The 20,109-nt window shown below is 67.1% G+C and carries 15 protein-coding genes and 2 rRNA genes; 13 read left to right on the top strand and 4 right to left on the bottom strand.

Features of this window, described 5'->3' with window-relative positions:
- Window positions 1–84 precede the first annotated feature (84 nt).
- The 3 genes from MOV08_RS12060 to MOV08_RS12050 all read left to right on the top strand — a co-directional run bounded on the left by MOV08_RS12060 (window position 85) and on the right by MOV08_RS12050 (window position 4,528).
- Window positions 85–3,205, top strand: a 23S ribosomal RNA gene (locus MOV08_RS12060).
- A 71-nt stretch (window positions 3,206–3,276) separates the two neighbouring features.
- Window positions 3,277–3,393: ribosomal RNA gene (gene rrf, locus MOV08_RS12055) — 5S ribosomal RNA — on the top strand.
- 472 nt (window positions 3,394–3,865) lie between these two features.
- Window positions 3,866–4,528, top strand: a complete 663-nt coding sequence (locus tag MOV08_RS12050; protein ID WP_275307478.1) for a TetR/AcrR family transcriptional regulator — start codon at window positions 3,866–3,868, stop codon at window positions 4,526–4,528.
- Between the two features lie 130 nt (window positions 4,529–4,658).
- Here the strand turns inward: MOV08_RS12050 and MOV08_RS12045 are convergent, their stop codons facing one another.
- The 3 genes from MOV08_RS12045 to MOV08_RS12035 form a co-directional block, all read right to left on the bottom strand.
- Window positions 4,659–5,714 carry a type III polyketide synthase gene (locus MOV08_RS12045; protein WP_039631966.1) on the bottom strand — a complete coding sequence of 352 codons (1,056 nt, stop codon included), beginning with the start codon at window positions 5,712–5,714 and terminating at the stop codon, window positions 4,659–4,661.
- Between the two features lie 261 nt (window positions 5,715–5,975).
- A complete protein-coding gene (locus MOV08_RS12040; protein WP_275307477.1) occupies window positions 5,976–7,187 on the bottom strand; it encodes a cytochrome P450 in 1,212 nt (403 codons plus the stop codon).
- Window positions 7,188–8,080: 893 nt separating this feature from the next.
- Window positions 8,081–8,614 carry a hypothetical protein gene (locus tag MOV08_RS12035; RefSeq protein WP_275307476.1) on the bottom strand — a complete coding sequence of 178 codons (534 nt, stop codon included), beginning with the start codon at window positions 8,612–8,614 and terminating at the stop codon, window positions 8,081–8,083.
- Window positions 8,615–8,993: 379 nt separating this feature from the next.
- Between MOV08_RS12035 and MOV08_RS12030 the strand changes: the two genes are divergently transcribed.
- Together MOV08_RS12030 and MOV08_RS12025 are read left to right on the top strand one after the other, a co-directional pair.
- The gene (locus MOV08_RS12030; RefSeq protein ID WP_275307475.1) at window positions 8,994–9,764 is read left to right on the top strand and encodes a PTS sugar transporter subunit IIAB; all 771 of its coding nucleotides are present in this window, start codon (window positions 8,994–8,996) and stop codon (window positions 9,762–9,764) included.
- A gap of 114 nt (window positions 9,765–9,878) precedes the next feature.
- Window positions 9,879–11,447 carry a PTS ascorbate transporter subunit IIC gene (locus MOV08_RS12025; protein WP_275307474.1) on the top strand — a complete coding sequence of 523 codons (1,569 nt, stop codon included), beginning with the start codon at window positions 9,879–9,881 and terminating at the stop codon, window positions 11,445–11,447.
- Between the two features lie 49 nt (window positions 11,448–11,496).
- Here MOV08_RS12025 and MOV08_RS12020 read toward each other — a convergent pair whose 3' ends face one another.
- Window positions 11,497–12,126, bottom strand: a complete 630-nt coding sequence (locus MOV08_RS12020; protein WP_275307473.1) for a TetR/AcrR family transcriptional regulator — start codon at window positions 12,124–12,126, stop codon at window positions 11,497–11,499.
- Window positions 12,127–12,307: 181 nt separating this feature from the next.
- Here MOV08_RS12020 and MOV08_RS12015 point away from each other — a divergent pair, with 181 nt between their 5' ends.
- The 8 genes from MOV08_RS12015 (at window position 12,308) to MOV08_RS11980 (ending at window position 20,103) form a co-directional block, all read left to right on the top strand.
- The gene (locus tag MOV08_RS12015; RefSeq protein WP_073449894.1) at window positions 12,308–12,763 is read left to right on the top strand and encodes a MarR family winged helix-turn-helix transcriptional regulator; all 456 of its coding nucleotides are present in this window, start codon (window positions 12,308–12,310) and stop codon (window positions 12,761–12,763) included.
- Window positions 12,760–13,818, top strand: a complete 1,059-nt coding sequence (locus MOV08_RS12010) for an ABC transporter ATP-binding protein (protein WP_275307472.1) — start codon at window positions 12,760–12,762, stop codon at window positions 13,816–13,818. The genes MOV08_RS12015 and MOV08_RS12010 overlap by 4 nt, the downstream gene beginning before the upstream one ends.
- Window positions 13,778–14,641, top strand: coding sequence for an ABC transporter permease (locus MOV08_RS12005; RefSeq protein ID WP_039631952.1), 864 nt, complete (start codon window positions 13,778–13,780; stop codon window positions 14,639–14,641). Before MOV08_RS12010 ends, MOV08_RS12005 begins: the two co-directional genes overlap by 41 nt.
- A 622-nt stretch (window positions 14,642–15,263) precedes the next feature.
- A complete protein-coding gene (locus MOV08_RS12000; protein ID WP_039631950.1) occupies window positions 15,264–15,653 on the top strand; it encodes a cell division protein SepF in 390 nt (129 codons plus the stop codon).
- 55 nt (window positions 15,654–15,708) lie between these two features.
- On the top strand, window positions 15,709–17,145 hold the full coding sequence (locus tag MOV08_RS11995; RefSeq protein ID WP_039631948.1) for an AAA family ATPase: 1,437 nt from the start codon (window positions 15,709–15,711) through the stop codon (window positions 17,143–17,145).
- Complete coding sequence (locus MOV08_RS11990; RefSeq protein ID WP_039631946.1) at window positions 17,142–17,498, top strand: nucleotide pyrophosphohydrolase; 357 nt, start codon at window positions 17,142–17,144, stop codon at window positions 17,496–17,498. Before MOV08_RS11995 ends, MOV08_RS11990 begins: the two co-directional genes overlap by 4 nt.
- 496 nt (window positions 17,499–17,994) lie before the next feature.
- Window positions 17,995–18,480, top strand: coding sequence for a DUF6099 family protein (locus MOV08_RS11985; protein ID WP_239010032.1), 486 nt, complete (start codon window positions 17,995–17,997; stop codon window positions 18,478–18,480).
- A 699-nt stretch (window positions 18,481–19,179) separates the two neighbouring features.
- Entirely contained in the window at window positions 19,180–20,103 is a 924-nt protein-coding gene (locus tag MOV08_RS11980; RefSeq protein WP_039631945.1) for an LLM class F420-dependent oxidoreductase, read from the top strand.
- Window positions 20,104–20,109: the final 6 nt, after the last annotated feature.

Below are 20,109 nucleotides of genomic sequence, written 5' to 3'. Positions count from 1 at the left end.
GGCCCCAGTGAACTCAGCCTTCGGGTTGGGGTGGTGGGTGGCTGGTCGTTGTTTGAGAACTGCACAGTGGACGCGAGCATCTGTGGCCAAGTTTTTAAGGGCGCACGGTGGATGCCTTGGCACCAGGAACCGATGAAGGACGTGGGAGGCCGCGATAGGCCCCGGGGAGCTGTCAACCGAGCTTTGATCCGGGGGTGTCCGAATGGGGAAACCCGGCAGTCGTCATGGGCTGTCACCCGCTGCTGAACACATAGGCAGTGTGGAGGGAACGCGGGGAAGTGAAACATCTCAGTACCCGCAGGAAGAGAAAACAACCGTGATTCCGGGAGTAGTGGCGAGCGAAACTGGATGAGGCTAAACCAGTCACGTGTGATACCCGGCAGGGGTTGCGTGGTTGGGGTTGTGGGAGCTTTCTTGATCGGTCTGCCGGCCGGTCGGTGAGTCAGAAACCGTTGATGTAGGCGAAGGACATGCGAAAGGTCCGGCGTAGAGGGTAAGACCCCCGTAGCTGAAACGTCAGCGGCTTGCTTGAGAGCCACCCAAGTAGCACGGGGCCCGAGAAATCCCGTGTGAATCTGGCGGGACCACCCGTTAAGCCTAAATATTCCCTGGTGACCGATAGCGGATAGTACCGTGAGGGAATGGTGAAAAGTACCGCGGGAGCGGAGTGAAATAGTACCTGAAACCGTGTGCCTACAAGCCGTGGGAGCGTCGCCATGCAGTTTGCTGTGTGGTCGTGACTGCGTGCCTTTTGAAGAATGAGCCTGCGAGTTTGCGGTATGTTGCGAGGTTAACCCGTGTGGGGAAGCCGTAGCGAAAGCGAGTCCGAATAGGGCGTTGGAGTAGCATGCTCAAGACCCGAAGCGGAGTGATCTAGCCATGGGCAGGTTGAAGCGGAGGTAAGACTTCGTGGAGGACCGAACCCACCAGGGTTGAAAACCTGGGGGATGACCTGTGGTTAGGGGTGAAAGGCCAATCAAACTCCGTGATAGCTGGTTCTCCCCGAAATGCATTTAGGTGCAGCGTCGTGTGTTTCTTGCCGGAGGTAGAGCACTGGATAGGCGATGGGCCCTACCGGGTTACTGACCTTAGCCAAACTCCGAATGCCGGTAAGTGAGAGCGCGGCAGTGAGACTGTGGGGGATAAGCTCCATGGTCGAGAGGGAAACAGCCCAGAGCATCGACTAAGGCCCCTAAGCGTGTGCTAAGTGGGAAAGGATGTGGAGTCGCAGAGACAACCAGGAGGTTGGCTTAGAAGCAGCCACCCTTGAAAGAGTGCGTAATAGCTCACTGGTCAAGTGATTCCGCGCCGACAATGTAGCGGGGCTCAAGTACACCGCCGAAGTCGTGTCATTGCAGCATGAGGGCTAACGCCTGTTGTGATGGGTAGGGGAGCGTCGTGTGCCGGGTGAAGCAGCCGTGGAAACGAGTTGTGGACGGTTCACGAGTGAGAATGCAGGCATGAGTAGCGATACAAGAGTGGGAAACTCTTGCGCCGATTGACTAAGGGTTCCTGGGTCAAGCTGATCTGCCCAGGGTAAGTCGGGACCTAAGGCGAGGCCGACAGGCGTAGTCGATGGACAACCGGTTGATATTCCGGTACCCGCTTTGAAGCGCCCAATACTGAATCAGGCGATGCTAAGTCCGTGAAGCCGCCCTGGATCCTTCGGGTGAAGGGGAGTGGTGGAGCCGACGGACCAGACTTGTAGTAGGTAAGCGATGGGGTGACGCAGGAAGGTAGTCCAGCCCGGGCGGTGGTTGTCCCGGGGTAAGGGTGTAGCCCGAGAGATAGGCAAATCCGTCTCTCATGCAGGGTGAGACCTGATGCCGAGCCGATTGTGGTGAAGTGGATGATCCTATGCTGTCGAGAAAAGCCTCTAGTGAGTTTCAAGGCGGCCCGTACCCTAAACCGACTCAGGTGGTCAGGTAGAGAATACCGAGGCGTTCGGGTGAACTATGGTTAAGGAACTCGGCAAAATGCCCCCGTAACTTCGGGAGAAGGGGGGCCATTTCCGGTGAGGGAACTTGCTTCCTGAGCTGGGGGTGGCCGCAGAGACCAGCGAGAAGCGACTGTTTACTAAAAACACAGGTCCGTGCGAAGCCGTAAGGCGATGTATACGGACTGACGCCTGCCCGGTGCTGGAACGTTAAGGGGACCGGTTAGCTCCATTTCGGTGGGGCGAAGCTGAGAACTTAAGCGCCAGTAAACGGCGGTGGTAACTATAACCATCCTAAGGTAGCGAAATTCCTTGTCGGGTAAGTTCCGACCTGCACGAATGGCGTAACGACTTCTCGACTGTCTCAACCATAGGCCCGGTGAAATTGCATTACGAGTAAAGATGCTCGTTTCGCGCAGCAGGACGGAAAGACCCCGGGACCTTTACTATAGCTTGATATTGGTGTTCGGTTCGGCTTGTGTAGGATAGGTGGGAGACTTTGAAGCGCCAACGCCAGTTGGTGTGGAGTCGTTGTTGAAATACCACTCTGGTCGTGCTGGATGTCTAACCTGGGTCCGTGATCCGGATCAGGGACAGTGTCTGGTGGGTAGTTTAACTGGGGCGGTTGCCTCCTAAAGGGTAACGGAGGCGCCCAAAGGTTCCCTCAGCCTGGTTGGTAATCAGGTGTTGAGTGTAAGTGCACAAGGGAGCTTGACTGTGAGACTGACGGGTCGAGCAGGTACGAAAGTAGGGACTAGTGATCCGGCGGTGGCTTGTGGAAGCGCCGTCGCTCAACGGATAAAAGGTACCCCGGGGATAACAGGCTGATCTTCCCCAAGAGTCCATATCGACGGGATGGTTTGGCACCTCGATGTCGGCTCGTCGCATCCTGGGGCTGGAGTCGGTCCCAAGGGTTGGGCTGTTCGCCCATTAAAGCGGTACGCGAGCTGGGTTTAGAACGTCGTGAGACAGTTCGGTCCCTATCCGCTGCGCGCGTAGGAGTCTTGAGAAGGGCTGTCCCTAGTACGAGAGGACCGGGACGGACGGACCTCTGGTGTGCCAGTTGTTCTGCCAAGGGCATGGCTGGTTGGCTACGTTCGGAAAGGATAACCGCTGAAAGCATCTAAGCGGGAAGCCTGCTTCGAGATGAGGGCTCCCACCCACTTGATGGGGTAAGGCTCCCAGTAGATGACTGGGTTGATAGGCCAGATATGGAAGCGCCGTAAGGTGTGGAGTTGACTGGTACTAATAGGCCGAGGGCTTGTCCTCAGTTGCTCGCGTCCACTGTGTTGGTTCTGAAGCCACGAACAGACCAACGGTTGTTTAGTGTTTCATAGTGTTTCGGTGGTTATAGCGTTAGGGAAACGCCCGGTTACATTCCGAACCCGGAAGCTAAGCCTTTCAGCGCCGATGGTACTGCAGGGGGGACCCTGTGGGAGAGTAGGACGCCGCCGAACTAATTTTAGAAGAAGCCCTGTTGGGAACCTCGGTTCCCAACAGGGCTTTTTTGCGTTTCGGAACGGGGACCCGCGGCACGAGGTGGTGCCGACTTGGCAGTCCTGCTCCACTTGCTCCTCCGGTTCCATATCGCCGAGCCTTTGTGCCTCTCCCCTGGGAAGAGGCAACCAGGAAGCCAACGCGGCCTGAGAGGCCGGCTCCTAACGATCCGCCGGTGAAACCGTCCTGCCGCAGTACCCGACATTCGCGGGGAGGTCCGGGTGACCGGTCTGTTCGTCGCGGCGCGGATGCGTCTACCGAACCTGGGCTGGGCCGGAGTCTCCCCCGGGGAGGGGCGGCGCGCAGCCGATGGGTCTCAACGTGCGCTTGGTGACGGGGTGTTGAAGGCAGGGGTGGGGTTGGGGGGGGTAGGCGTATGGGCTGGTTGAACCGGATAGTTCAGGGTATTGGGGGCGTAGGTATGCTGGCGGGGTGAGTGGAGCCAATCTCTCAGCGTCCTCGGCCTCACGGCGGGCCGGGCGTGGGCGGATCGACAAACGTCACGCCATCCTCGATGCGGCCTTCGTCGTGTTCGCTCGTGAGGGCTACGGGAAGGCGAGCGTCGATGCGATCGCCGATGAGGCCGGTGTGGCCAAGCCGACGCTCTACAACCACTTCGGGGGCAAGGAGGACCTCTTCCGGGAGGCCATGGCCGCCACCGCCGAGCAGGCCACCGCCAAGAGTCTCGCGGTTGTCGCGGGTCTCGCCAGTGACGTCGAGGACCTGTCCGGTGTGCTCGCCGACGTCGGGTACCGCCTGCTGCTGTGCCACTCCAGCGACGAAGCCTGGGCCCTGCGACGGTTGCTGTACGCGGAGATCTCGCGGTTCCCGGAGCTCTTCGACAAGGTGTGGGGGCACGGCCCGAACCAGCTGTCGGAGGCGCTCGCGGACCGGTTGGCCCGGCTGGCTCTGGCCGGCCGACTGCGCCTGACCGATCCGGTGCGGGCCGCCGAGCAGTTCGTCGCGCTGCTCACCGGCCCGCTGGAGGGGCGCACTGTCCTCGGCACCCGTACTGTCTCCGACGATGAACTGCGCGCCACTGTTGCCGCCGCGGTGGGTACCTTCATCAGCGCGTTCGCGGTGGCGGTTGAGTAGGCCGGTGGTGAACGGCGGGGGAGTGGGCGCGGCCGGTGTGGCGCGTCGTGCACATGCTTGACGAGCCGCCCCGCGACGGCTCGTCAAGTCAGGCTCACTGCCCAGGGATTCGAGCTGCGTGCTCCGCGGCTCAGTTCGGCGACGACGTCCAGGTGCCCAGGGACATTTCCGCGGTGATGCCGGGGCCGAAGCCGGCCAGCAGGCCGCGCTGACCGTCCTGTGCCGACGCCTCGTCGAACATGCGGGCCAGGGCGTCGAGCACCACCGCACTGGCGATGTTGCCGTACTCGGTCAGCGTCGCCCGACTGAAGCGGAATGCCTCGGGCGGCACTTCCAGGAAGCGGCAGAGGTCGTCGAGGATGCGCGGGCCGCCTGCGTGGATGATGTAGAAGTCCAGGTTCCCCGCGTCCCACTTGTGCTCCTCCGCGAGGGCGCGGAGCGCCGGCGCGAGCGGCTCCATGGTGCCCGGGACCCGCTTGTCCAGCTGGAAGTGGAACCCGGTGGAGCGCACCGCGTAGGAGATCCAGTCCTCGGTGTGCGGTATGAGGTACGAGGCGTTCCGCTGCAGATGGACGCCCGTACCGCCCTTGCCGCGCATCACGGCCGCCGCCACCGCGTCCCCGAACAGGCCGTTGGACAGCAGCGATCCGACTCCGTCATCGTCGGGCTGGTAGCACAGCGAGCAGAACTCGCACGCGACGATCAGGACGTTGGCGTCCGGATACGCCTGGCAGAAGTCGTGTGCGCGATTTACCGCGGCACCGCCTGCGGCACAACCGAGTTGGGCGATCGGAATCTGACGCGTGTCCGACCGGAACCCCATGTGGTTGATGAGCCACGCCGTCAGCGACGGCATCATGAAGCCGGTGCACGACACGTAGATGATCAGGTCGATCTCCCGTGGCTCCAGCTCCGCGTGGTCGAGTGCCCGGCGCACGACAGCGGGGACGCGCGCCTTGGACTCCTCTTCGTAGATGGCGCTGCGGGCGTCGAATCCCGGATGCTCCAGCACCTTGTCGATCGGCTGGATCAGATGCCGCCGTACGACGCCCGTGTGCTCGATCAGTCTCAGCACGAGATTCAGCTGCGAGTGGTTGGCGTGCAGCTGACGTGCCAGTTCGAGGGTGTCGTCCCTGGTGATGATGTATTCAGGGACCGCGATTGCCGGCTTGCACAAAACGGCCATCGGATGCACTCCTTGCAGACTGTGGTCCGCTCAGTGCTGTTCTCGCGCTGCATTTCGCGTCTTTGTCGCTTCCATGTCGACCGGCGAAATCTTCGTCGATTCCGTCGATCTCACGACACAGACCCCTGGAAGGACGCGAGCGGGCCATCCGTCGAAGAATGAACTCTCCCCGTGCAGATGGGTCATTCCTAGACCGTACGCCAAGGGAGTGAGTTCCGCATTCTGCAGCCGGGGCCGCGGAATTACCGCGGCCCCGACAACTCACCACACCACCGGCAAAGCCAGCGGATAGCGCCAGATCGCCGTGGTGTTCCACCGGACTTCCTCGGCCGGCTTTGCCAGCTTCAGGTCGGGGAACCGCTTCAGCAGGGTGCTGAGTGCGACCTGAAGCTCCGTGAGGGCCAGCGGGGCCCCCAAGCAGTGGTGCGCGCCCCAGCCGAACGTCATGTGCCCGGTGGGCTCGCGCGAGAGGTCCAGCTCGTCGGGGCGTTCGAACTTCGCGCCGTCCCGGTTGGCGGTCAGATACGAGACGTGCACGATGTCCCCGGCCCGGATCGTCACCCCGCTCAGCTCCACGTCCTCCAGCGCGACGCGTGGGATGCCAACTCCCTTGCGGAACGGGATGAACCGCAGCATCTCCTCGATCGCCTGAGGCAGCGCCTCGGGGTGCTGCCGCAGCATCGCCAGGTCCTTGGGCCGGGTCAGCAGCGTGTACGAGAGGTTGCCGATCTCGTAGGTGGTGGTGTCCTGGCCGGTGATGAGGAGCACCATCGCCATGACGGTGAGTTCCTTCGCGTCGAGGACCTCGTCCCCGACGCGGGCCGTCGCCAGCGCGCTGATCAGGTCGTCCCCGGGGTCACGCCGGCGCCGTGCGGTCAGCTCCGTGAAGTACTCGCGCATCTCGGACTTGGCGCGGATGGCGTTGTCCTTGTTGTCGAGGCTGACGTTCATCATGGTCCGGGCGTACCCGCGCAGCTGCGCGCGCTCGTCCTCCGGGATGTCCAGCACCTCGCAGATCGTGGTCAGCGGCAGCGGCTGCGCGAGGTTGTCCATCAGGTCGCCCGGCGCCCCGTCCTCGGCCATCCGGTCCAGCAACTCGTCCACGACGCGCTGCGTGCCCTCCCGCATGCGTTCCACCTGCTTCGGGGCGAACGCCTTGGCCACCAGGCTCCGCAGCCGGCTGCTCGCGGGCGGGTCCATCACGTTGATCGCCTCGTCCTGGACGATCGGTTCCGGCGTCATCCGTGGGAAGTCCCGGCCGATGATTGCGTGCCGGCTGAACCGCCGGTCCGTCGTCACCGTCCGCACATCCTCGTACCGCGTGACCAGCCACGCCTCGCCCTCGCCGTAGGGCAGTCGAATACGTGCGACCGGTTCTTCGGTCATGATGCGTCGGAGCGTCGGATCGAACTCCAGCGCCTCGGCGTAATCGAATGGGCAGTTCCAGACGGTGTTATCGGCTTCCTGTGCCATTCCGGACTCCTGGAGTGAGACGGACGGGGTGGATTCGTCGGAGAGCTGAATTGTTGCGAGCGACGAGCGAATTGCCGCCCGCGGTCACGGGCGGCAAGAAGGCATGCGTGCCCTCGCTGGTCGGCCAGAAAGGCCCTTTTCGTCCCGGTTATCGTACGCAGGCGGTACCGGCCCCGCCTTGGCCGTTCCCGTGCGGGACCGGTGGGCGCGGCGCGTGACGACCCCGCTTCACCCGTTACCGCCGGGGCACTCGACGCCGGGTGCCGGTGACCGCCCTGCTACGCCAAACGGGTGATGGGGTGGCCGGAAGCCCGGCGGGCGGGCCGTATGACCCTCTCCACCGTGAGGACGGTCGTCGCCCCGAGCAGCGCTCCGATGAGCGAGATGGCGATGCGCATGCTCTCCACCGTGATCGTTCGGCGGACCGGACGGCGGGTGGTGCTTGTCGGGCAGGTGACCGCTGTTTCGTGGCGCCGTTCCCGTACTGACGACACCAGGGCCATCCCGGAGGGCCGTGGTGATGGTCGACGGGGCCTTCGCCGGGTGGGGCCCGGTGGCGCGTAGGTCGTGGTGATCCGGTTGCGGGGCGTTTTAGGTGCTGTGGCGACGTCTACGAGTTCGACGGGTTGCGGGGACGTACCCAAGGGTTGCGGGGACGTACCCAACGGTCGCGGGCCAGCGAGATCGCCCCGTTACCGGACAGCCTGGACTGGAGGAGCTCGACCTGGCGGCAGTGGCGCATGCGGTGGTCGCCGACCCGGAGTGGGCGGACGAGGCGCTGCACGGCCGGCTCGGCGAGGTCGCCCCGTGTGACGCGGAGATCCTCGACCGGCTCGTGTGAGGATCCGGGGTATGGGGCCTTCGGGGCGCGTTCTCTCCCCGCCTGGGGGTGCTCAGTCTGTCTGGTGTGCGTCCCGGGCCGAGTCCACGAAGTTCTCCAGCGCCTTCCAGAAGGGGGTGTACGCGGCGTTGAACACCTCCTGGCAGTCCGCGCCGTCCGCGCGGCCCGCCCTGAGCGCCTCGTAGAACGGTCCGGTCGCCTTCTGGAGGGCGAGTGCCGCGGCCGCGGCCGACGGCGGGCCCTCCAATTCCACGACCCGCGCACAGCGGCGGATCTTCGCGTACTCCGCGATCTCCCGGTCGAGCAGGGCGTCGAGCCTGGTGTTCCGCGTCGACGAGGCGGACTCCCGAAGCTCCGCGGAGATCTCCCAGTACAACTCGCCGATGCGGTGGGTCTGTTCGATCAGGTCCAGATAGGCGGTGCGTCGGCTCTCCCGCAGCCTCTCCGCGCGCTGCGAGCGCGCCGCCGTCTCTGCCTGGATCTTGGCGGCCTGCGTACTGCCGCGACTGGTCACCCAGCTGGCCAGGACCGCCGTTCCGCCTGTCACTGCCGCAATTGCCAAGGTCCACACCGTGCTGTCGCCCACGCGGCGCCACAATACCCACTGGATGCCCCGCGGTTGGCTTCCCGGCCTCCTGTTCCTTGCCTGGTCGGACTTTCCGTCGGTGCCGTGCCACCGATGTGCTGCCGCCTTCCGCCTCCTGACTGATCTGTCCCCGCGTCCGCCCACCGCCACTCCCTCGCCGGCCCTGACGCATCCCTGAGTCGACCCTGATCCCCACCCGAACTCCGACCCCGACTCCGACCCTGACGCCTCCCTTTGCCAACCAGCTGGTTCCCGCACCAGCACCTCACACTCGGCGCCCGCACCCTGCGCCCGCACCGGCCCCTCTCGCCAACTCCTTGGCCACGGAAGGAACGAAAGGGCCGGTGCGCAACCACCCGCGCGCCCGTAGAGTCCCGCCATGGCAGCTCTGAGCGATCTCCTCCCCGTCGCGGCGGTGCGCCTGGACGTACCGGTTCCGGACTGGCGGGCATCGATCCGGGTGGCGGGCGGACTGTTGGTGGAGACCGGCGCCACCACCGCCGCGTACACCACAGAGATGATCGGGAACGTGGTGGAGAACGGTCCGTACATCGTCATCGCGCCCGGCTTCGCCCTCGCCCACGCCCGCCCCTCGCCCGCCGTGCTCCGGACTGCGCTGTCCTGGGTCCGGCCGGCGCGACCCGTGGAATTCGGGCACGAGTCGAACGACCCGGTGTCTCTCGTCGTGGCCCTGGCCGCGCGGGATCAGGGCGCCCATACGGCGGCGCTCGCCGCTCTGGCGCGGTTGCTTGCCGACCCCGATATCGCCCGGGCGCTGCGGGAGGCTCCGGACCCCGCATCGCTGCGCGCGCTGTTGGCCGCGCCAGAGGCGCGCAGCCCGGCCGAAAGCGCCGAAGTTCCCGTCGTGCACAAGATCTTGACGGTCTGCGGCAATGGACTCGGCACCAGCCTCTTCCTCAAGACCACGTTGGAGCGGGTACTTGCCCAGTGGGGCTGGGCCCGCCACGTCACCGTGGAGGCGACCGACACCATCTCCGCCAGGGGCAAGGCGGCCGAGGCCGTCGCGATCCTCACGTCCCGGGAGATCGCCGGGACGTTGGGCGAGATCGACGTCCCGGTGGTGGCCGTCGAGGACTTCACCAGCGCCGGAGAGGTCGACCGGGTACTGCGCGACATCTATGACGTCTGACGCCGATATGGCATCCGGAAGCAACACGCTTCCCGGAGGTGGTGCGTTGTGCGGAAGTGACCTGACGTCCGAAGCCGACGGCGCTCGTCGCCGCGCCGAGAGGGGAGACCGCCCGTGACCGTGCTCCTGTCCATCGCCACGTTCCTCGTCGACGAGGTGCTCAGCCGGCCCGCCTGCCTGATCGGCCTGATCACGGCGGCGGGGCTGATCGCACTCCGCAAACCGGTCGGGCAGATAGCCGGTGGTGCCCTCAAGGCCACGCTCGGCTTTCTGCTCATCGGTGCGGGGGCGGGGCTGGTCGTCAGCGCGCTGGGTCCACTGGGCGGCATGATCCAGGGCGCCACCGGGGCACACGGGGTGATCCCGGCCAACGAGGCGATCGTCGGCATCGCCCAGGAGCGGTTCGGTGCGCGGGTCGCCTGGTTGATGATCCTCGGCTTCGCCGTCGCCCTGTTGCTGGCCCGGTTCACACCCCTTCGCTACGTATTCCTGACAGGGCACCACATCCTCTTCATGGCCACGTTGCTGACGATGGTGTTGAGTGCCGCCGGGCAGCCGACGTCGGTAGTGGTTGCCGTCGGCGCCGTCCTGTTGGGCATCCTGCTGGTCGCGCTGCCCGCGTTCGTCCACCCCTGGACCAGGCGCGTCACGGGCAACGACTCGATCGCCATCGGCCACTTCGGCACCGCCGGTTACCTCCTCGCCGGCGCCACGGGGCGGCTCGTCGGCCAGCGCAGCCGCAGTACCGAGGACATGAAGCTGCCCGAGAGCCTGCGCTTCCTACGGGACTCGATGGTCGCCACCGCACTGTCCATGGTGCTGATCTACGTGGTCATGGCGCTTGCCTACCTGGCCAAGGCGGGACGGGGCGCCGCCTTCCAGGCGTTCGCGGTCGCCGGTGGCAGCATGGCCGGGAACCTCGGCAACTACCTCATGCAGTCCGTCATGCAGGGACTGCAATTCGGAATCGCGGTCGCCGTGATCCTCTTCGGAGTCCGAACGATCCTGGGCGAACTCGTCCCCGCCTTCCAGGGCATCGCCGGCAAGTTGGTGCCCGGCGCGGTGCCGGCCCTGGACGCGCCGATCGTCTTCCCGTACGCCCAGAACGCGGTGCTGATCGGCTTCCTCGCCAGCTTCACCGGGGGCCTGGCCGGTCTTGCTCTCCTCACCTGGCTGCTCCATCCCGCCCTCGGACTCGCGCTCGTTCTGCCCGGTCTCGTACCGCACTTCTTCACGGGTGGTGCGGCCGGCGTGTACGGCAACGCGACCGGCGGCCGGCGCGGCGCGATCGCCGGCGCCTTCCTCAACGGCGTCCTGATCACCTTCCTGCCCGCGCTGCTGCTCAAGGTGCTCGGCGCGTTCGGGAAGGCCAACACCACCTTCGGCGATGCCGACTTCGGCTGGTTCGGCACCCTCATCGGCTATGCGGCCAAGGCGGGGCCCACGGGCGGGGCGATCATGATGCTGGTGATCGGCGGCGCCGTACTGGGCGGCGCGATCGTCTTCCAGAAGCGGGTGGTGGACTCGGGGTGGGACCCCGGTGCCGGGCGCCCCGTGACCCGTTCGGGCACCGTCGCGCCCGCTGCTCCCGAGGGGGCCGATGCGCGCACGTCACTTCGTCGTCACCGCAGGATCGCGCCGCCCGTAGGAGCTCCGGCCCCGCCTCCTCCTCCGGGACACTGACCGGCGAGGGACGGCCGGGGTGGGTCGGCGACCGTCAGCCGTCGGCGTGTTAGTCGGGCGTCGCCCTGCCCGCCCCGGCATCCGCGGCGTCGGCGGACTCGGCGCGGAAGACGCTCAGTGCCTGGTCCACGGCCTCGATCAGGTACTCCCGGTCCGCGGCCTTCTCCATCACCCGCAGCCCCTGGGTGAACGTGACGAGGAACCGCGCCACGCTCTTCACGTCCGTACCCGGCGCGAGTTCACCGTTGGCCCGGGCCCGCAGCAGCAGGGCGGTGTAGGCGTCCTCCATCCCGCGCAGGGCGGCTCGCAGCCGTGCGGTGGCCTCGGGGTCGCAGGGAACGCGTTCCATCACGCCGTGGGTGACCAGGCACCCGTTGCGTTCGGGGTCCGTCAGGGCGGCGTCCACGTAGGACAGCAGGAAGGCGCGCAGGGCGGGCAGCGCGGGACCGTCGCCGGCGAGATCGTTCTCCGCCTTGGCCTTCTCGTCCGCGCTGTAGCGTTCCAGGGCCTTGAGATAGAGGTCGTGTTTGGAACCGAAAGCGGCGTACATACTGGAGCGATTGATCCCCAACGCGTCCACGAGATCCTGCACGGACGTGCCCTCGTACCCCCGGCGGCGGAACGTCTGCATCGCCACTTTGAGCGCGGCGTGCGGATCGAACTCTTTGGGCCTGGCCATGGAGCGCGATGCTACCGCCCTGCCTCGTCGCACCCGTGGTGGACGATGGGCCACGAGCGCCGGCCCGCCCCGTCGCCTACCGATCCGGCATCGGTACCTACCGCTCCGGGATCGGCCGGCGTCCCACCCCGTCGACGAGTCACCACCTGCCTTGCCTCTCAATGAGAGTTAAAGTCGATATATGGCTAATGGGGACCTCCCCGACGAGCTGGCCGACGTACTGGCGGGTATCCAACGCCTGATCCGCCGGCGGCTCCGGCCCGGCCTGCCCGGCCCTCGCCTGCGCGGCGCGGAGGTCGAACTCCTGCGGTTGGTCGCCATCCGGCCCGGCATCCGCGTCTCCGCCGCCGCGCAAGAGCTCTACCTGGCGGGCAACTCGGTCTCCACCCTGGTCAACCAGCTCAGTGGAACCGGGTACCTCCGCCGGGAGACCGACCCCGCCGACCGACGCTCGGCCCTGCTCTTCCCGACCCCGGCGGCCCGGTCGCGGCTGCATGACTGGGAGACCCGCCGCAGCGCCCTCGTCCGCGAACAGCTCGAACGCCTCCCGGAAGCCGACCGGACCGCGCTGGAGGCCGCTCTTCCGGCGCTGCGCCAGCTCGCCCGCAACCTGCATCAGCAGACGGAGGGACCATGACCAGCGAAGACCCGGTCCGGCCGGTCCCAGGGGCCGCCCCCGGCCAGTCCCTGCACGCCGCGCCGTCCCGGCACACCGCGGAGTACCTGCACACGGCGGGCACACCGACCGGCTGGCCGACGGCCCCCGACCCGGACCGGGCTCCCGACCCGGACCGGACTTCCGCCCCGGACCCGGCTCCCGTTCCCGACGCCCTCGCCTGTCGCGGCCTCCGCTACGCCTTCGGTGAGACCCGCGCCGTGGACGGGGTGGACCTGTCCGTCCGCCCCGGTGAGGTCTTCGGCCTGCTCGGGCCGAACGGCGCGGGCAAGACCACCGCCATCCGCTGCATCACCACCCTCCTGCCCGTCCCCACGGGCATGGTGCGAGTCTTCGGGCATGACGCGGCACGGGAGCGGATGGCCGTCCGGCGACTCCTGGGCTACGTGCCGCAGCAGCTGTCCGCCGACGCCGGACTGACCGGCCGGGAGAATGTCGCACTCTTCGCCCGGGTCTTCGACATACCCCGCCGCGAGCGCGCCGCCCGCGTCGGCCAGGCGCTGGAGGCTGTCGGCCTCACCGACGCCGCGAATCGGCTCGCCAGTACGTACTCCGGCGGCATGATCCGCCGACTGGAACTCGCCCAGGCACTGGTCAGCGCACCCCGCCTGCTGATGCTCGACGAACCGACGATCGGCCTCGACCCGATCGCCCGCACCACCGTCTGGGAGCACATCAACGTGGTCCGCGCCGCAACGGGCATGACCGTCCTGGTCACCACCCACTACATGGACGAGGCCGAGCAGTACTGCGACCGCGTCGCCCTGATGCACCGCGGCCGGATCCGCGCACTCGGCACACCCGCCGAACTCCGCTCGGACCTGCGTACCCGTCGGGCACAGGCCGCGCGCACCACCACGACGACACCGTCCGCACCCCGCACTTCTGTCTCGTCCGATGTCGAGCCGACGCTGGAGGACGTCTTCCGCGACGTCGCCGGCACCGGACTCGACGAGCAGTCAGGAGACTTCCGCGATGTCAGAAGCACCCGCCGCACCGCAACCAGGGTCGGTTGAGCCCCCGGCCGCCGCCCGCCACTTGGACCTGCTGCTGATTCCACCGCGCCCGCGCACGGGTTGGCGGGTGCTGCCCGCCAGAGTCGTCGCGATGTGCGTGGTCGAGCTGCAGAAACTGCGCCATGACCGCACGGAGCTCTACACCCGCGCCGTCCAACCCGCCCTGTGGCTCGTGGTCTTCGGCGAGACCTTCACCCGTATCAAGGCCATTCCCACTGGTGGCACCCCCTATATCGACTATCTGGCGCCCGGGATCATCGCCCAGTCCGCCATGTTCATCGCGATCTTCTACGGCATCATGATCATCTGGGAGCGGGACGCCGGGATCCTCACCAAACTCCTGGTCACCCCCACCCCGCGGTCCGCCCTGATCGCCGGCAAGGCGTTCGCCGCCGGACTGAAGGCACTGCTCCAAGCCGTGGTGGTCATCGTCATCGCCGCCCTGCTCGGTGTGGCCATGACCTGGAATCCGCTACGGCTGCTGGGCGTGGCCGTCGCCGTGATCCTCGGCTCCGCGTTCTTCTCCTGCCTGTCGATCTCGATCGCCGGCATCGTGCTGACCCGAGACCGCCTGATGGGCATCGGCCAGGCCATCACCATGCCGCTCTTCTTCGCCTCCAACGCCCTCTACCCCGTGGCGGTCATGCCCGGCTGGCTACAGACCGTCAGTCGGATCAACCCCCTCAGCTATCAGGTCGACGCCCTCCGTGGGCTGCTCCTGGGGACCCCCTCTCATCTGGCCCTCGATTTCGCCGTCCTCGTCGCCGCCTCGGTCGCCGGTATCGCCGCGGCCTCGGCTCTCCTCGGTCGTCTGGCCCGCTGACCCGCAGGCCGCCACGACCCGCCGAGCGATCCGCCCCGTCTCTCGCACGGCGGGCGCGACCCTGCCCACGCCAACCCTTCTCGGACACTCTCCGTACTCATGCATCCACCGTAAGAGACCCCACTGACAATGCCCTCGACCTGCGTCAACGCCCGGCCCGTCGTCTCCGCCCGGACCGTGCACCGCCGCGTGGTGGCAACGAACGTGAGTCCTCTACCGGTTGCGGACCGCCTCGGGTCCGTCGCCCGTCCGCCGCGCCGTCCCCGTGACGAACGACACGTCTTCCCTCGTGGCGGTGCACACCACACATCCGCCCGGGGGGCAGGAGCTCACGAACGCTCAGGGATGCATGGCGCCCGGCAGCGTGAGTAGTTGTCAGGCACGCCCGCAACATGGCCTTGGGGGCGGGCGCGTGCTCCGTCACAAGAGAGGATGAACAGGCATACAGAAACTCGACCCGGTGGATTCACCGAGCTGTCCGCACTGGTCAGGGCTATGAGGCAGGATGGGAACGGCTGCGCCGCCTCGTGTGTCGCAGTCAGCGACGTTTGTAGGTTTATCTCTAGAATCGTGCGATGCACATACCGCAGAAAGCCAGCGCTCCTCTGGGTGAGGTGATTCGGTGAACGGCCCCGATGCCACCGACGAGCAGTGGGAAGGGCTCGCTGAAGTCGTACCGCTACGCGGCGGCAGCGAATGGCCCTCGTGGCCCGACCACCGCGCGCTCCCGGACGACGAACCGACCGAAGAAACACGGCGGTTCATCGTCATCCGTGTCCAGACCTTCGCGGATGCCCGGGAAGTGGCCGAGTACCTCATGGCGCAGTTGCCGGTCCTGCTGGACCTCAGCAGCGCGGACACCGATGTCGCCAAGCGCATCCTGGACTTCGCCAGCGGCGTCGTCTTCGGCCTCGGCAGCGGGATGCACCGCGTGGACACCAATGTGTTCCTGTTGGCGCCGGTCGGCACCGAGGTCGCGGAACCGGCAACGGGCTCCGTCCCCCATTCGTAGGAAGAGCAGTTGGGCGTAACGGTTCTCCGTGCGTGCGACTGCGTAGCGTCCCCGCATGGATACCGACAGTCCGCGTCCGGCCGTCATCGAATTACGGCTGTCCGCCTTCAAGTCTCATCGCGGCACCACCCTCCCGCTCGGCCCGTTGACCCTGCTCAGCGGCGACAGCGGAAGCGGCAAGTCCAGTGTGCTGCAGGCGTACGAGATCCTCGCCCGGCTCGGCAGCGGAGACCCACTGGAACGGGCCGTGGGGGTGGTGGCGGGTGGGGCCTCTGCCTGCGTACCGGCCGGCGCGCGCCCCGATGACCAGGGGCGGCGCGGCTTCCGTCTCGGCTGTACGGTCGACGGCCCGGTGGGCCCCGTCCACCTCGACCTCGCCGTACAGGCCGAACCCGAACTCCGCATCGTCGGCGAGCGGTTGACGGGTCGCGGCGAGACCTTGCTCACCACCGCTCTCACCGACCCCGCCCGTCACGCCGTCCAGGCTGCCTGGCACACCGCGGGTGCGACGCCGGTGACCCGTGCGCCGCTGCCCGACGACCGGCTGGCCACCTCCCTCCTCCCGCTGCGTGTGGCGGGCAAGACGGAGGGGCAGCGCCTCGTCCTGGCCGCCGCGGAACAAGTCGTGGTGGCGCTGCGTTCAGCCTTTGTGTGCGATCCGCGACCGGAGGTCATGCGGGGCCAGCCGGCGGATGGCGGTGCGCCTGACGGCGGTATCGGAGGCGGTACGTCAGGCACGGGAGGCGCGGGGCGTGGTGCCGGCACGCGCGCCGGTGGTCGGGGTGGTGGCTCCGGCCGCCCGGGGAAAGGAGGGGGATCCGGCGGTTCCGGCGGTACGACGGGTACGCGCGGACGCAAAGGCGCACGGAACGGCGCTGGGGCCAGCGGTTGGGGTGAGGAGGCAGAGCGCGACGAAGGGCGGCTGCGATCGTCCTGCGACAACCTGTCCGCCGTACTGGAGCGCACCAGCCGCGAATGCTCCCGGAGGCACGCCGTGCTGGTGGCGGCCGTACGGGAGGCGTGTTCCGGGCCCGTTGACGGGCTGCGTGCGGTTCCCCGGCAGCCGGACGCGGCGACGGCGGCGGACGCCGCGGCCACCGGAGAAGCAGATGGTGCCGCGGTGCAGGGTCGGCAGGCGACTCCGGATCCGCGGGACCTCCGGACCGTCCTCGACCGTGGTGTTCTGGGAGAGATGCCCGTCGAGCAGCTCGGCGACGGCGAACTGAGGTTCCTCGCGCTGGCGCTGGTGCTCCTGACCGGTCCCGGGGTGCTTGCCATGGATCCGGCGGGGGAGATCCCGTCGGCGCTGCAGCAGATGACGGTGATGGCGGACGGCATGGACCGGTGCATGGATCGCCGGCAGGTGCGGGAACTGGTGTCGTTGGCGGTGCGGATGGCCGAACGCGGACACGTCAGGCTGCTGGGCACGGTGCGGGACCCGTCGGTCGCCGAGGGGCTGCCCGAGGTGCAGGTGCTACACCTAGGGGTATGAGTGAGGATCTTCATGCCCTGCAGCGACGCCTGGCCGAGTTCGCGGCCGCCCGGGACTGGCAGCAATACCACACACCCAAGAACCTGGCCGCGGCGCTCAGTGTCGAGGCCGCGGAACTGGTCGAGATCTTCCAGTGGTTGACGCCGGAGGAGTCGGCGAAGGTGATGTCCGACCCGAAGTCCGCCGGCCGGGTGGCGGACGAGGTCGCGGATGTCCTGGCGTATCTCCTGCAGTTCTGCCAGGCACTGGGGATCGACCCGCTGACCGCGCTCGCCGCGAAGATCGAACGCAATGAGACGCGGTTCCCGGCGGTTCGGCAGGCACCGCCGGACCGGCCGCGGGGCGACGAGTAGCCGTCGGACGGACCAGCGGCGGGCGTCGCCCGAGGGGATACGGCCGGCGGGGCGGGGCAAGGACCTCCACCCCGCCGGCTTTTTCGCGCCGGTCGTGGGACGGCTCGCGCTGCCTGCCGTGCGCCGGCCCGTGCGCCACTGCGGCCACTGCCGCCGCTGTCGCCCGCACCGCCACCTCCGCGCGGCGCGCCGTGAGTCGTGATTTATGCGGAATGGGAACGACGTCCAACGGCAGGGATTGCGGTGGCTGGTGTGTCGAAAGTGCTTTGAGTGCCGTACGTGGCGCGATTCATGCTGGGATATGGGTGGGAGCACAGTCACGTGAGGTGCCCGTGGGGGCCGAAACTTCCGCCGCGATCGTTCCGAAATCGCCTCTCGTCACTCTATGGAGTCATAGATCTTTCCACAGCGCCTTGGTTGTCCACAGATTTGCGAATTCCTCTGGCGTTTTTGGCTGTTGACCCTCACTCTGGGTAGTGGAAGGAGAGCGGGGTGAATGCACATGGAGAAGGAAGGAGGAACGCAGATGGACGCGGTGCGGATCATCGCGGCCAGTCGGCGCAGTCTGGCACAGGCGAACACGGTGCATGACGTGCTCGTCGAGGCGTGGCAGGCACAAGCCTTGGCAGAGGCGATAGGTAGCCATCTCGCGATATTCGGTCCGTACGAAGTGCGGTCCAGAGCCCGGGGATTGGGCGATGCGAGCGGGCGGTTCAGCGGGGGACTGCTGTGCTCGACAGCGACCACCGACGGGTTGCGGGCGGCTCAGCTGACCGAGATACGTGACGTCAAGGCAGTCCTTGTCGGCCTCTGCCAACTGCTCCGAGAGGTGTGCGAGGCGCTGGTGGGAGTGGTGATCTCGGCCGAGGAGGAGGGGATGTACTGGACCTGCGTCGAGGCCATGGACACCGCCGACGAATCGAGAGACCACGCCGCCGGAATACTGGAGAAACTGGAGGTACGCGACCGGCATCTTGCCTGACGAAGGGCGGGCCGCCTCCCGCCCTGCCCTCGGGAACCACCCTCGGCCCAGCTGGCACCCCATGCTGGCCGACCAGTTCAACCGGCTTGCCCGGGTAGAGGCGCGTCACCCGTGCCCCCGGCAGGCCATGCCCGGAACGGGCAAACGTCCGCGCCCCTCCTGCCCTTGCCCTCGCCTGTTCCCGCTTCCCCTGCACCCCTCCCTCCTCACCTCCGCGTCCCTCCGCGGCTTCGTTCCGGCGGCAGCCAGTAGGTGACACGGATCTGACGGGGCAGGGCCCCGTTACCGTCATCGTGCTCGTCGGGTTCCTCGTCACCGCCCGTTCCCTCTCCCGCTTCCTCCTCCTTCCACCTCCCGCTTCCTCTCATGTTTCTTCTGCGCCCTCGCTGCTTGTCGCTGCACCTTTGCTCGGGTGGGGCATGCGACCGGGGCCGGGGCCCGGAGCCGGGACGTGGGTTGAGGCAAGGGCGGAGTCGCCTCCCGCGCAGGGAGCCGCGCCGGCGGGTTCTCGTTCTTCACCTTCTTCACCTTCTTCACCGCACGCCCAGTCGCCCGCTCACCCCGCCGGCCAGGCAGCTTCGCTCCCGCCCACTCGGCATGCCGGACCGACTACGCACTCCACATATGCCAAAACGAGCCCACCCGATGGGCTGGTAGGCACCGGCGACTGTTTCGCCGACCACCATGCAGGATGGAGGTATGGATCTACGCATCTTCACCGAGCCCCAGCAGGGGGCTTCCTACGACACCCTTCTGAAGGTCGCCAAGGCCACCGAAGACCTCGGGTTCGACGCCTTCTTCCGCTCCGACCACTACCTGCGGATGGGCAACGTCGACGGGCTGCCCGGTCCGACGGACGCCTGGATCACCCTGGCCGGTCTGGCCCGCGAGACCAAGCGCATTCGGCTCGGCACGCTCATGACGGCCGGTACCTTCCGCCTGCCTGGCGTGCTGGCCATCCAGGTGGCCCAGGTCGACCAGATGTCCGGCGGTCGGGTCGAACTCGGCCTCGGCGCAGGGTGGTTCGAGGAGGAGCACAAGGCGTACGGCATCCCGTTCCCCAAGGAGAAGTTCGCGCGGCTTGAGGAGCAGTTGGCGATCGTCACCGGACTGTGGGCCACGGAGGTCGGAAAGGAGTTCTCTTACGACGGGACGCACTACCAACTGGAGAAGTCGCCCGCGCTGCCCAAGCCCGCCCAGGGCAAGGTGCCGGTGCTGATCGGGGGACACGGCGCGACGCGCACCCCGCGACTGGCGGCGCGGTACGCCGACGAGTTCAACATGCCCTTCGCCTCACTCGAAGACAGTGAGCGCCAGTTCGGACGGGTGCGGGCGGCCGCCGAAGCCGCCGGGCGCAAGGGCGAGGACCTGGTGTACTCCAACGCTCTGGTCGCCTGTGTCGGCAAGGACGACGCCGAGGTTGCGCGGCGGGCCGCGGCCATCGGGCGCGAGGTGGACGAACTCAAGGCCAACGGTCTGGCGGGCTCGCCTGCCGAGGTCGTGGACAAGCTCGGCCGCTACTCCGCCATCGGCGCGTCCCGGGCCTATCTGCAGATCCTGGATCTGGACGACCTGGATCACCTGGAGCTGATCTCCGCGCAGGTTCAGTCCCAGCTGAGCTGACGGCGG

The sequence above is a fragment of the Streptomyces yunnanensis genome, from assembly GCF_029011865.1.
In the GTDB taxonomy this organism is placed as follows: domain Bacteria; phylum Actinomycetota; class Actinomycetes; order Streptomycetales; family Streptomycetaceae; genus Streptomyces; species Streptomyces yunnanensis.
The sequence above is the reverse complement of the archived record's forward strand: the minus strand, read 5'-3'. Positions and strand labels throughout refer to the sequence as shown.

Coding starts and splice junctions, on each gene's coding strand:
- MOV08_RS12045 (WP_039631966.1), bottom strand. CDS start 5,714: ATGGCCGTTTTGTGCAAGCCGGCAATCGCGGTCCCTGAATACATCATC.
- MOV08_RS12005 (WP_039631952.1), top strand. CDS start 13,778: ATGTCAGAAGCACCCGCCGCACCGCAACCAGGGTCGGTTGAGCCCCCG.
- MOV08_RS11990 (WP_039631946.1), top strand. CDS start 17,142: ATGAGTGAGGATCTTCATGCCCTGCAGCGACGCCTGGCCGAGTTCGCG.
- MOV08_RS12030 (WP_275307475.1), top strand. CDS start 8,994: ATGGCAGCTCTGAGCGATCTCCTCCCCGTCGCGGCGGTGCGCCTGGAC.
- MOV08_RS11980 (WP_039631945.1), top strand. CDS start 19,180: ATGGATCTACGCATCTTCACCGAGCCCCAGCAGGGGGCTTCCTACGAC.
- MOV08_RS12010 (WP_275307472.1), top strand. CDS start 12,760: ATGACCAGCGAAGACCCGGTCCGGCCGGTCCCAGGGGCCGCCCCCGGC.
- MOV08_RS11985 (WP_239010032.1), top strand. CDS start 17,995: ATGCACATGGAGAAGGAAGGAGGAACGCAGATGGACGCGGTGCGGATC.
- MOV08_RS11995 (WP_039631948.1), top strand. CDS start 15,709: ATGGATACCGACAGTCCGCGTCCGGCCGTCATCGAATTACGGCTGTCC.
- MOV08_RS12040 (WP_275307477.1), bottom strand. CDS start 7,187: ATGGCACAGGAAGCCGATAACACCGTCTGGAACTGCCCATTCGATTAC.
- MOV08_RS12015 (WP_073449894.1), top strand. CDS start 12,308: ATGGCTAATGGGGACCTCCCCGACGAGCTGGCCGACGTACTGGCGGGT.
- MOV08_RS12020 (WP_275307473.1), bottom strand. CDS start 12,126: ATGGCCAGGCCCAAAGAGTTCGATCCGCACGCCGCGCTCAAAGTGGCG.